Genomic DNA, 11,928 nt, shown 5'->3' with positions numbered 1-11,928 from the left:
ATGCACACAATCTTGGTTCCAATTTACATTATATAGTTAAAAAATTATATTTAGATAGGGGAAAGTTTAATATTATTTCAATTTGTAACATTATAGGATGAATTAACCTGAGAAAGAATTGACTTTCAACTCATCCAATTTAATATTTTTTCAATCTCTTTTCCCAGGTGGTTTACGAGAGATACCTTGTCCTTTACAGGGATTTCTTTAAAAATTTGAAAAGGTTTGCCGCCGCTCAGGTGATTAATTAACTGTTTCAACTCGAGTTTTTCGCCTGATATTATTTGTCCTTCATCAATGATTTGCTTGTAGCCAAAGAGTTTGGTATTGGTTAGCTCATAGGAATTAACTTTTATCCAATGGACCAAATCACCTGGAGCTTGAAGTATTGGGTGGTTGGCTCCAAGGTAAACCAATATATAGGCTCCTCTTCCCCACCAATGTAAAACCCTAATATTTAATCCATGGTTAATGTCAAAATCACGAAAAACATCAAGAACCTGGTAGGGGCAATTTTCTAATTCATTTCCTTGACTTATCTTTATTCCTTTATGGTTTTTATGGATACCATCAAGTGTAGCATAAGCAATTCCATTGCCTACCACAGATAAAATCGCAACAAATTCTTTCTTGGCTTGGCTAATTTTTTGGAATATTTCCCGGTCTTCGGTAAGTTTTAAGAGTTGGTCAAAAGGAGCGCTAATTTGATTGTTTTCTACCATTTCATTAGCGCAGAAGCCCATGAAAATCCACTTCCGAAAGCTGCCAAACAAACAAGGTCACCCTTTTTAATTCTGTTTTGTTGAAGCGATTCGCTTATCGCAATTGGAATGGTTGCAGCAGTGGTATTGCCGTAATACATAATATTGTTAAAAACCTGATCGTCTTTTAGCCCCATTTTATTTTGAATGTATTGACTTATCCTTAGGTTGGCTTGGTGAGGGATCAATAAATCAATGTCTTTGCTTTCAATATTGTTGGCTACTAAAGCTTCTTCTATTACTTCCTTAAATCTTAAAACAGCATGTTTAAAAACAGTATTGCCATTCATCGATAAATTAAAAGAACCACTTTCTATTAGTTCTTGGGAAAGCCTTACTTCTCTACTACTTCCAGGATCCTTTACGTAAAGTTCTTCCGCAAAATCTCCATCTGCATGCAAATGGGTTGAGAGAATACCTCTATTTTCATCTTCAGATGCGCTACAAACCACAGCACCCGCTCCATCGGCAAAAATAACAGCACTAGATCTTCCTTCATCATTCTTATTTAAAGCGGAAGATTGAATTTCAGCCCCTACAACCAATATGTATTTGTACATGCCGGTTTTAATAAATTGATCGGCTATTGAGAGGGCATAGATGAAGCCCGAACAGGCATTTCTCACATCTAAAGCGCCTATTCCTTGAAGACCAAGTTCCCTCTGAAGCAATACGCCATTACCAGGAATAAAATAATCAGGAGTAATAGTGGCGAAAATGATAAAGTCAATTGCCTTGGTTGCTATTCCAGCATTTTTAATGGCCATAATGGAGGCGTTCTTTGCCATACTGGTAACAGTATCAACGCCAGGAGTAAACCACCTTCTTTCGTGTATTCCGGTCCTTTCTACTATCCATTCGTCATTGGTATTCATCATTTCGGAAAGATCATCGTTGGTTACAATTCTTTCCGGTAAATAATGTCCAGCACCTGCTATAATTGATTTCAGCATTTTGTAAGTGATATTATTTGGTAACAAATATGTTGAATTTAATTGAAAAATCAATTTTGGTATCAATTGTGAATACGGAATGGTAGCACCCAGCTTAATCCCAGTAAATAATTCCCATAGATTGAAAAAAAAATCACCCTTTTAATGAAATAATATTGGTGTCAAATGAAGCTTGTTTTTTGATCTTCACAATTCCTTAAATGTTATATGACTTTAAAACTTGTGAAATAAATAAGTAAAAATGTTGAAAAAGATGCTTGGTAATTTTTGGTATTTTGTAAAATGAAATAAAATACTGTTTATTAGTGAGAATTAGCTATTTGACAGAAGGTAAATTTGGTGTATATAAAATGCAAAATATATTATTCCAATATCCAAAATACAATAATTGATTTGTAAGGATCATTTTTTCTGCCAAATTTCAGAAAGTGTCAGGTAAATTAGAAAAAGAAAATAATATGAGCGTATTTAAGAAAGTAAAAAATTATTTTTTAATAAGTGTAGCAACGGCTTTTTTGACCGTGTATTTCATTAATATTTCATTTGGCAGCGACTTTTTAATTAAAAATGGCTTGAAAAATGAATATTACAGTACGATTGATTTTTTTGATAGAAAAGATTCATTGACAAATGCCTTAGGAAGCAAATTATGGAGTTCAGGGCATGAAAAGGGTGACCAGAGCGAGTGGCTTATTAATGGAGGAGGAGGTGAGTTTAATAGTAATAATGGCAATAGTGTCGTAAGTTCTGATGTTGCTAAGTCTGGAAAATATGCACTAAAAATGTCTATTAATACCTCAAATGGTGGAGGTCATGCTACAAGAAATTATAGGTGGGAAGAAATATCTGATCACAAAGATTTAATTTTTACGCAATATTTTTATTTTCCTAAAAGGATAGATTTCGATAGAAATAATGATTGGTTTAATTTAATTCAAACCAAAGGAGTGAAATTTGCTAAAGGTGGTGCAGGAACTGGTCCTGATCAAATCAACTTGCCGCATTTTGTCCTCGGCCTTGAAGTTCGAGGTGGAGCAGGTAGTGGAGGGGCTAATTATTTAAGTTTATCAGACCTCCAAAAGTTTTGGGGAAGTAATTCCGATAAGGTGTGGAAGGCTCAAGAAGGAGTTGATTTACCTGTAAATAAATGGGTGAAAGTTCAGATTAGAATTATACAAGATAGAGGCGAAAAGGGTAGAGTTCTGGTTTGGCAGGATGATAACTTAATTATTGACACAGGACTTAGAAATACCCTTAGACCGGAAGTGGATGTCAATATGTATAGTATTAATGCTTATTCAGATAAAACATATCCTCAAGTTACCAATATTTATATTGACGATCTTTCGATTAATTTTCCTGCTGAAATTGTTGAAACTGAACCTACCCCAGTTATAGGTCCAAAGGTGAAAATAGTCTCACCTTCAGCATCTTTCCAAATTACAGAAGGAGAGACCATAACATTTAAAGCAGAGGCAAATTCTGATCCAAGTCTTTCGGTTTCAAAAGTAGAATTTTTTGGTAATAATACATGGTTAGGAGCTACAAGTGAAACGCCTTATAATTTTACAACCTCAGAGTTAAAGGCAGGAGAGTATAAAATTAGAGCAAAAGTATGGGATTCTGGAAATTCCTTTAGTAACTCAGAAGAAGTTACAATTTCTGTCATTGAAGAAGTAATTCCATTACCGAGAGAACAAGAAGAGTCCAATCTAGAAGGTCAGGAAGGAAATGTATTAGATGGCATATTTTATAATTTCGGAGGTAATTTATCTACCACTTTAGGGAATGTTGTTTTTATGGCAGATCCTGGGAATGAGGTTATCGTGGGGTCATCTGGTACTTACAGTAATATAGATGCAGGAAGTGAGAAGCTTTATCAGAATGAAAGGTTTTCATCTGATTTAAACTTAAAGATTCCTGTGGAAAATGGAAAATATAAGGTAATATCTCACCATAATGAGTTATGGTTTGGGCAAAAAGGTCCTTCACCTAAGGCTGGGCAAAGGGTTTTTGATATTTATTTAGAAGGAAATCTTGCGAAAGAAGGTGTAGACTTGTTTAAAGTTAACAACAATGAACCAACACAAATTGAATTTTTGGAGGTAGAGGTTCTTGATGGATACATGGATGTCAGGCTTAAAGCCAAGTCTAATAATGCTACTATTTCAGGAATATCTTTAATTCCTCAGAATGAAAAGCCATCAACTGCTTTATCAGGACAAAATAACTTTGAATTATTGTTAAACACTGGTTCTGCAATATCAGCTACTTACGAAGCGAATGAATTTCAAGCAGAGGTTGGGCAGTATGACTTTTTTGATTCACCTACTACCTATGAAAACACCTCTGCAAGTAAAGACGCTTTATTTCAAACTGAGCGACACGGACAAAAGTTAAATTATAGTATAGAAGTTCCAAATGGAACTTATAAAGTGAAAACATTTCACAATGAGCTATGGTATGGGAAAGGGGGGCCACCAAGTCAGGCAGGGAAAAGAGTTTTTGATATCCAATTAGAAGGGAAGTTAGTAAAGGATAATTTTGATCTTTTTATTGAAAGTAAAAACCAACCTATTGAACTTAATTTTGATGTGGTAGAAGTGATAGACGGTGAGCTTAATATCTCACTTAAAGCCTCTTCAAATAGAGCAACCATTTCAGGAATTAGTATAATAGGAGTTTCTTTATCTGCTGAGAATAATCTCCGTATGGTGCCATTAGAGGAGTATTTAGCTGATAATTCGGAGAAAAATACTTCTAGTATTTTAAAAATTGCAACTAGTATTTATCCTAATCCAGCTAGAGATCAGATCTATGTCGGAGGGGATATCGAGAACTTCAAAGAGTTTTATATTCATGATTCATTTGGTAATCTATTACAACAAATAAGCCCTATGGAACTTACTATGGTGAATGATAGCTATGTTTACTCTTTATCAGGAATTAAAGCAGGTGTTTATTTTTTAAGCATAATAGGCACAGATAATTCAGTTGAAAGATTGCGGTTTATTATTGAGAAATAAAAATGGAATCGGTGTTTTAAGGAGTAGAGTGAGCAGTTTGCTTACTTTACTCCTTAAGCTCTGAGGTGGTATTTTCTACTAATTCGTAGATATTGGGGTGTTTTTCCAAATCGAATTTTCTAGCAAATAATATGTCTGGAGAAATGGATTTAATTTTCCCTAAACCCTCGGGAGTAAAGATTTCCGGTGAAGACTTATCCAGTCCAGACCAATTTGAGTAGGTAACTGAATTTTTAATGTTCTTATAATCTTCCCCATATAACTCTATGACAATTGATTGAAATATCATTTCATCAGGTAAATTTGAAAAAGCCATAAAATTCAACAGGTCCGGGTGTATCTCCAGAAACTGGAGGATTTTGTCAATAGTATTTGTGGACAATGCCCACCAAGTATCACCACCGTATGGTTTGATATAACTTGGAAATTTTTTCTTACGTAATAGTTTAGATAAGTATCGACCTTTTTTACTTAGGGTTAATTTTAAGAGCTTTTTAAAAGACTGGAAATTATAAAATTCCTTAGACCATATAGATGGTAATTGGATAAAATCCCCCCTTTTGTTCGATAAATCTATTTTATAATGTGACAACCGATTCATACCTTCAAATGACCAGTTTGAGCTGGGAAGCGAAAAGCAAGTAATAAAATCTGTTCCAGAATGTTTTTTAAAATATTCAGCAATGTAGGTGTTTGATTTAATTGGGTAATCTTGGCCACTGAGGAGTACGGCATATCCTTCCCTTCCATTATCAATTATCATACGAAATATTGCAAGGCATGCTTTCACAACTCCTATTCCTCCCCAATTACAAATTTCCCGCAATTCATCAGGAATAAGTGTAACGTTGGGTATTTCTTGTAACAAAGCTTGGAAAGGGGCAATGTTTGTTTTCTGATCCACATGAACGTAAAACCAGGTGTCCTTATGATTTAATTTTGTAATTATACTCCTAATTTGGTAGGGGTTTTTGTGAACAAGAACTATATAGTTTATATTCATTAATAGTTGGTGTAAATAGGAATCGTAGACTGGATTCGCAGTAGCTGATGTAACCAGAAGAAAATTTGTCTATTTGGAGACTGTATAAAACCGTGGCTTTATCCTGGACCAAAAAATCAACTAAAACGTTTTATTTCAGTTGGTTAATTCATGAAATAGATGATTCAATATAAGTTTCGGGTTTAATTTGAAAAATTGAAAAGACTGTGGATACCTGAAGATTTTACAATGATCTCATTAATGTCATTTGAGTCATTTAGGTCTAGTCTTTTCAATTCAAATGGATCACTTTTTATAGAATTAAATCCTGCTTTTACTGTTAATCCACATTGGTATCCTGCATTTTTTGAGAATAATATTTCTCGTTTTGTATAGTTGCCATTAGGGTAAGCGATTGCATTAATTGGGCGTTCTAATTTTTTTTCTAAAGCGAATTTTGCCTTCGTTATTTCCCAATTTGACTCTTCATCATCACATTGGGTTAAAATGGGATGAAATACGGTATGGGATTGGAAATTTACATAGGGTGTCATATCGGAAATTTGGCTAGCTGACAAGGCATTTTGATGTTTATATTCTTTTTCATTGGAATATCCTGAAAGACTTAAAAAATCCAACCGTTCTTTATTGGAAATGGTTTTTAAGTGCTTCTGGATTTTTGTATCCCTTTCGTGCAAAAACCAATAGTTCCTAAAGGTGTCAATAATTCCTGAACATAGAAATATTGTAACTGGAACTTGGTATTTTTTAAATACTGGAAGCAATTGGTAATTGCGAACATGCCCATCATCGAAGGTTATTACCATCGCTTTCTTAGGAAGGATATTCTCCTCGTTTGTTTCAATAGCCTGTATTAAATCATTTAAAGGGATGAAATTATAATGTTGAGAAAGGTATTCGAAGGTAAGTTCAGCAGTCTCTAAATCAATGTCATGAAATACCAATACAGATACCTTTCTCTTTTGAATAAATTGTCGATAAAAAGCTGGAAGTCCAGAATACCTTAACACAGCAAAAAGGAGTTTCTTCATAACTATATTATAGGTTTTAATAGATTCTTTTAAAAATCAAACCAAAACAGAATGGTTATCAATAATGGATTTTGACTGATGGATGTTTTTCTGGGATGAAGCACCGAAAAGTATGGAATCTACTCCTTCAAGTGAGCATACATAATCAAAAGCTTCTTGTGGAGGGATTGATCCTGCGGCCAGTACTTGCATGGCCACTAATCGACACCTTTTCTGGGCAATGACTTCTTCGTATTTCTTTATGCCACCAGGCATTCGGAAGCCCATTTTATTTATAGATGCACACACAATAGGGTTTTGAATCCCTGCTTTCTCAAGAGTGTCTAGTAATAATGGTAAGTTCATTGTTATGAACCCAGGTTCAGCTTGATGTTTCTCTCTGATGTGATGGTAAAAAGTAACCAGAAAATCGGTCATGCCTAACCCAAGTAACAAGTCAGTAATAATGTTTTGTACCCATATAATCGGTGTGTTAATACCGTGAAACATTTTCATTTCTGCATCAATCATTAGCCGGGCCAATTCATTAAAATCCTTTTTCATAAATGCCAACCCTCCCTTTGCGAAAGTGCTTAAAATATTACCTGGAACAAATTGTTTTATAGTTCCTACATAGCCTAACTCCGTTACAGCATTGGCATATTTGTGAGCATAAGGCATACATGGATACATTTTAAAGTCTTTATATTTCTCATTATTTCTTACTACGTCACATATAGCGCCTATTCTATCGTGGGTAGTACACATAAATGTGTTTATGCCTTCATCTAAAGCGATATCCAAAACATTCATAATGGCAAGATCTTCCTGAAACTTGAAGGTCTGTGCTCTTGCTTTTTCGTCCGAACTGTGGTTGACTCCAAAAAATTGGTTGTCACCGAAAATTATTCTTTCCATAAGGCTTGTTGATTAATGTTGGGTTTGTAAATTATTGTCAATAATTAATTTAGATATAAGTTGGTCTGTAAAAGAAGCACTGCGAAAGGTGCTGTGGTTGGAAGATTGGGCGTTTTTGATGCATTTTATGAAATGATCTATTTGGGAAGAATATTCTTCACCTCTTAAGTAATACTCCACAGAATTGGTAAGCTCCGTAAGAGATTTAATGGTCCATCCTTTCTGTAAGTCGAATAGTTTATTGGACTCTTTTAAATAGATTTTGACTTCTGTTGCATCTGCTATAATTTTACCTTTTTTTCCTAGTATCGTTATCTGAGTGTTCATTTTACGATGAGTTTCATCACTCCAGTTAACTGATAACTGACCAGAAATTCCATTGCTGAGCGTTAGGTTAGAATAAACTGCATCTTCAACGTCTTTAGAAAAAATATTTTTTAACTGAGTTCCTGAAACCTTGACAGGTTTATCCAATATAAAATGGATAAGATCTATGGTATGAGAAGCATAGTCATATAAACAACCTCCGCCCTGTCCCTTCTGTGATCTCCATGTGCTGCCTTTTTCTCTAAGAACTACAGGACCATAAGATTCTCCAGTGAAATGATACACTTCTCCAAGCACATTCATTTCCAATAGGATTTTAGCCTCGTTGAAAGTTCCCAGAAACCTGTTGTGATATCCTACCTGATTTACAAGGCTTTTTTGTTCTGCTTTGTCGGCTAAAATTTCAGCATCATCAGGGTTCAATACTAAGGGTTTTTCGCAAAAAACATGGAGATTATTATCAAGGGCATAATGAACCATTTCCGCATGAAATTTTGTCGGAGAAGCAATTACGATGCATTCCAGATTCATCTGGGTAATCATTTTTTTGTAATCTGAAAAACACTGGAAATTAGTGTGTTTTTTAAAGGCTTCAACTACAAGTGAAGAATTGTCACAAACGGCCACTAGATCCACATTTGGATGAGCTCCAAGTATAGCACAATGGGAAATCCCCATTTTACCTAAGCCAATGATTCCGGTTCTTATCATCTAATTTTGGGTTTTAATTATTAAATTATTTAAGGGTTTTCATAGGTTACCTATGTATTCGTCTAAAAAGTCAATGATATTTTGTTTTTTTGATATGAATGGTTGAGGTTCAAAATCTTCAATTTTAGCTAATAGTTCTTCCAGGTTGTCGGATTCTCTCCACCCTAAAAGATAATTTTCCTTTTCAAATTCGGTCAATATTTCCATTTGATGCTCATCCACAACTTCACCATATTTGGATAATCTTGGGATAGCAATGACTTTCTTTTCTAATTTAAGTCCTTTAATGATGGACCCTGATCCAGCGTGGGTAATGATAATTCGCGCTTCCTTATAGAGCTCATCCAGCTTTTCAACAGGTAAAAAAGCCTTGAAAATTAAGTGTTCCGATGAGAATTCTGTAAAACCACTTTGAACGATCACTTTTTCTTTAATTACTCCTTCTTTGCATAATAAATCGATGGCTTGAAGAGGGCGTACAAATTGGGCAGGAAATGTTCCTAGCAGTACTAATATCATTGGTTTGGGGTTTATTGAAGACTTTTTGACTGGGATTAATAGATTCCACCTAAATAGATTGCCTTTTTGTAATATTTCTGAGGCTCTGGCCATTGAATAATGAACTTATCAGCAATGGGGTAGATGAAGTCTGCGGAGGCTGCTCGGGATTTTATTCGGGCGTAGGATAAAATCCAAACTACTTTTATTCCCATAGCTTTCCCAACCAAGCACATGGGCACTGCTGTGTGACTTCCCGTAGTAATGATTGCTTTTGGAAAATGTCCAAAAATTATCTTTACCGTATGATAAAAATTAATAAATAAATGTAAGTAAAACGAAAGGTTTCTTTTTTTTCCTTTAGATCTTCCTTTGAGAAATTTTATGTTGTAATGATTGGAATAGGAGAGAGTGGAAGGAGATTTTTCAGTTACAATTAAATAGTCATAATTAATAAACCAGTCCTTTAATTCCATAATCTGTGCCAGATGACCGCCATCTGAACAAATGAGTATTATTTTCTTTTTATTGTTGGTTGGAATCATGATTGCCGCAATTAATAATCTTTAAAATAATGCCCAATGAAATCAGAGTGCTTAGATCCTTGATTTAGGGATTTTTGTTTTCTCTAAACTTTGTAAATAGTGAGCCGATATGGAGTGCGCTATTGACTTATAATCGTATTCTTCCTTTTGTAAAAAAACATTTCTTATGTCTTTTTTCTCAGCTTTAAATACTCGAATAACTAGGTCAGACATTTCTTCTACTTGATGAGAAGCGCCAACATAACAGTTAGGTATCCCGCTAATAATTTCATTTACGTCACCCACAGGGACCGATACAACTGGTAAATTGCAGGAGAGTGCTTCTTTGACTACCTGGGGAGATCCTTCTGTTTTTGAAGTAAGTAGTAAACAGTCGGCCCTACTTAATAAATTTCTAACCTCCGTCCTATTAAGTTTGTCTATACAGGCAAATTCAACGGGGAAGGAACTCTTTTCTTTAATCCTATTAAATATTTTAATAAATAATGGATAGTTTTTTACTTCCCTGTTTGGGCTACTAGGGAAAAGAATTAATTTATAGTTTTTCTGCTTATTAGCTTGGGAGTCGGGTTTAAAAAAAAATGTGTCTACGCCACAAGTAATCACTTCTACATTTGAGTTGTATGGCTTTACCAATTCTTTCATGAACTGATTCTGGACAAATACTTTGTCGATTTTTGGCAGGATTATTTTTGTTAGCCATACTTGCCATTTATTTGTTTTTCTTCTCTGGATATCGCTTCCATGTAAGGTTAAAAATACTTTGGGTTTAGGCTTGAAGAAAAGAAGGAATAGTCCTGATATGCCATAATGAATATGAATGATATCGAAAGTTTTTGATTGAATGGTTTTTGAGATAGTATAAATTGATTTAATGTATTCTAATTTCCCTTTGTGAACAGCATCAATCAAGAAAATTTCTTTTTTTAATGGAATAAAATTAGCGATTTCTAGGATTTGTTCTTGAATAAAAATACCATCTACAGGATGATTCCGTGTAGGGTACATGTTAGTGATATAAAGGGTTTTAATCATTACTATTTCTAAATATATCTTGAGGTTAACTTACTTTGATATTCGCGCTTAGTAATGATCGACTCTAAATAGGGTCTAAGATTGTTTCTGCTGATATTTACCCATGACTGGTTAAGGCATATTTGCATGATTTTTTCAGATTCGTAATGTTTTAATTGTCTTGTCAGGCGATTAATACCTTGAGCTATATCCTCTTCATGATCTTGAATAAGAATACCGCAAGATTCATCTATGATTTTAATGTTTTCATTAGTTGCAGTAGCTAATACTGGTAAACCAGATAATAAATATTCATAAGTTTTGGTGGGAGGCTGATGGGTGTAATAGGGAGTGATGGGAATGTAGGATACCCCAATATTTGCCTTTTCGAAATAGGCATTCAATTGATCATTGTGTATATATCCTAATGTTCTAATTGTTTCATTTAGATGGTTTTCTTTGATGTAATCCTCAATTTCCTGACGCTCATTTCCTGGTCCATCTCCAATAATTGTGAAAGAAATAGTTGGAGATACCTTATTTGTTGATCGGATAAATCGGTGAAGCCCTTTAACGAAAGTCAGTAGATCACGATTTTCCAAAGTGCCCACATAAAGCATGTTAAGTTGGTCGAAAGTTTTATATTTATAACAAAACTTTTCCCCTCCTAGCGGTAAATAGTGAAATTTTTTAAAGGCCAGTTTCTTAGCAAGACCATAACTCAGGATAGAAAGGTGTTTGAATTGTGAACACTCCCATTTCAAAATTGCATCTTTCCAGAAGTTTGTAAAATTGCTTTTCGTATCAGTTGCTGTTCGAATGTCAATGTTAAAAATTACTTTAGAATTATTCCATAATAAATAAGAACAACCAGGAAAATATACTAGAAAAACAAGATCATACTTTTGGGTTTTTATTTCTTTGGATAATTGTATTAAAAACCGTTTTAATCTTATAAGCTTATACCCCTTTCTGGAAATATATAGTGTATTAATTCCATTGGTTTTTATTTTTGGAAGGCCAAAATCCCAACTGATGTGGGTGATTTGAAAGTCATTTTTCAAATAACAACCAAACTTGTAAGGATCAATATGATACCCATATTGTGATTTGGTTACGAATAATATTTTTTTCATTAAATTCTTATGGAATAATTAAATAA

General features: G+C 34.2%; 11 protein-coding genes. 1 reads left to right on the top strand and 10 read right to left on the bottom strand.

What is annotated here, in order from left to right:
* Nucleotides 1-125 precede the first annotated feature (125 nt).
* Both AAC073_RS07905 and AAC073_RS07900 read right to left on the bottom strand, forming a co-directional pair.
* Nucleotides 126-743, bottom strand: coding sequence for a hypothetical protein (locus AAC073_RS07905; RefSeq protein ID WP_339923312.1), 618 nt, complete (start codon nucleotides 741-743; stop codon nucleotides 126-128).
* On the bottom strand, nucleotides 716-1,714 hold the full coding sequence (locus AAC073_RS07900; protein WP_339923311.1) for a beta-ketoacyl-ACP synthase III: 999 nt from the start codon (nucleotides 1,712-1,714) through the stop codon (nucleotides 716-718). Before AAC073_RS07900 ends, AAC073_RS07905 begins: the two co-directional genes overlap by 28 nt.
* A gap of 428 nt (nucleotides 1,715-2,142) precedes the next feature.
* Here AAC073_RS07900 and AAC073_RS07895 point away from each other — a divergent pair, with 428 nt between their 5' ends.
* Nucleotides 2,143-4,740, top strand: a complete 2,598-nt coding sequence (locus tag AAC073_RS07895) for a malectin domain-containing carbohydrate-binding protein (protein ID WP_339923310.1) — start codon at nucleotides 2,143-2,145, stop codon at nucleotides 4,738-4,740.
* Between the two features lie 46 nt (nucleotides 4,741-4,786).
* On the opposite strand, the gene AAC073_RS07890 is transcribed toward AAC073_RS07895, so the two are convergent.
* From AAC073_RS07890 to AAC073_RS07855, 8 genes are all read right to left on the bottom strand, one after another.
* Nucleotides 4,787-5,743: a beta-1,6-N-acetylglucosaminyltransferase gene (locus AAC073_RS07890; protein WP_339923309.1), complete on the bottom strand. Its 957-nt coding sequence runs from the start codon at nucleotides 5,741-5,743 to the stop codon at nucleotides 4,787-4,789.
* A 182-nt stretch (nucleotides 5,744-5,925) separates the two neighbouring features.
* Complete coding sequence (locus AAC073_RS07885; protein WP_339923308.1) at nucleotides 5,926-6,774, bottom strand: polysaccharide deacetylase family protein; 849 nt, start codon at nucleotides 6,772-6,774, stop codon at nucleotides 5,926-5,928.
* A gap of 36 nt (nucleotides 6,775-6,810) precedes the next feature.
* Complete coding sequence (locus AAC073_RS07880) at nucleotides 6,811-7,671, bottom strand: hypothetical protein (protein ID WP_339923307.1); 861 nt, start codon at nucleotides 7,669-7,671, stop codon at nucleotides 6,811-6,813.
* A gap of 12 nt (nucleotides 7,672-7,683) precedes the next feature.
* Nucleotides 7,684-8,709: a Gfo/Idh/MocA family oxidoreductase gene (locus tag AAC073_RS07875; RefSeq protein WP_339923306.1), complete on the bottom strand. Its 1,026-nt coding sequence runs from the start codon at nucleotides 8,707-8,709 to the stop codon at nucleotides 7,684-7,686.
* 39 nt (nucleotides 8,710-8,748) lie between these two features.
* Complete coding sequence (gene pssE, locus AAC073_RS07870) at nucleotides 8,749-9,228, bottom strand: PssE/Cps14G family polysaccharide biosynthesis glycosyltransferase (RefSeq protein WP_339923305.1); 480 nt, start codon at nucleotides 9,226-9,228, stop codon at nucleotides 8,749-8,751.
* A 35-nt stretch (nucleotides 9,229-9,263) separates the two neighbouring features.
* Nucleotides 9,264-9,752: a PssD/Cps14F family polysaccharide biosynthesis glycosyltransferase gene (gene pssD / locus AAC073_RS07865; protein WP_339923304.1), complete on the bottom strand. Its 489-nt coding sequence runs from the start codon at nucleotides 9,750-9,752 to the stop codon at nucleotides 9,264-9,266.
* Between the two features lie 51 nt (nucleotides 9,753-9,803).
* A complete protein-coding gene (locus tag AAC073_RS07860) occupies nucleotides 9,804-10,787 on the bottom strand; it encodes a glycosyltransferase family 4 protein (protein ID WP_339923303.1) in 984 nt (327 codons plus the stop codon).
* Between the two features lie 8 nt (nucleotides 10,788-10,795).
* Nucleotides 10,796-11,902 (bottom strand): glycosyltransferase, encoded by a 1,107-nt coding sequence (locus AAC073_RS07855; protein WP_339923302.1) that lies wholly within the window; start codon nucleotides 11,900-11,902, stop codon nucleotides 10,796-10,798.
* Between the last annotated feature and the right edge of the window lie 26 nt (nucleotides 11,903-11,928).

This window comes from uncultured Cyclobacterium sp. (genome assembly GCF_963977555.1).
Classification (GTDB): domain Bacteria; phylum Bacteroidota; class Bacteroidia; order Cytophagales; family Cyclobacteriaceae; genus Cyclobacterium.
The sequence above is the reverse complement of the archived record's forward strand: the minus strand, read 5'-3'. Positions and strand labels throughout refer to the sequence as shown.

What these genes read in the sequence shown, in the direction of transcription:
- AAC073_RS07905 (WP_339923312.1), bottom strand. Translation starts at nt 743, where the DNA reads ATGGGCTTCTGCGCTAATGAAATGGTAGAAAACAATCAAATTAGCGCT.
- AAC073_RS07900 (WP_339923311.1), bottom strand. Translation starts at nt 1,714, where the DNA reads ATGCTGAAATCAATTATAGCAGGTGCTGGACATTATTTACCGGAAAGA.
- AAC073_RS07890 (WP_339923309.1), bottom strand. Translation starts at nt 5,743, where the DNA reads ATGAATATAAACTATATAGTTCTTGTTCACAAAAACCCCTACCAAATT.
- AAC073_RS07885 (WP_339923308.1), bottom strand. Translation starts at nt 6,774, where the DNA reads ATGAAGAAACTCCTTTTTGCTGTGTTAAGGTATTCTGGACTTCCAGCT.
- AAC073_RS07880 (WP_339923307.1), bottom strand. Translation starts at nt 7,671, where the DNA reads ATGGAAAGAATAATTTTCGGTGACAACCAATTTTTTGGAGTCAACCAC.
- AAC073_RS07875 (WP_339923306.1), bottom strand. Translation starts at nt 8,709, where the DNA reads ATGATAAGAACCGGAATCATTGGCTTAGGTAAAATGGGGATTTCCCAT.
- pssE (WP_339923305.1), bottom strand. Translation starts at nt 9,228, where the DNA reads ATGATATTAGTACTGCTAGGAACATTTCCTGCCCAATTTGTACGCCCT.
- pssD (WP_339923304.1), bottom strand. Translation starts at nt 9,752, where the DNA reads ATGATTCCAACCAACAATAAAAAGAAAATAATACTCATTTGTTCAGAT.
- AAC073_RS07860 (WP_339923303.1), bottom strand. Translation starts at nt 10,787, where the DNA reads ATGATTAAAACCCTTTATATCACTAACATGTACCCTACACGGAATCAT.
- AAC073_RS07855 (WP_339923302.1), bottom strand. Translation starts at nt 11,902, where the DNA reads ATGAAAAAAATATTATTCGTAACCAAATCACAATATGGGTATCATATT.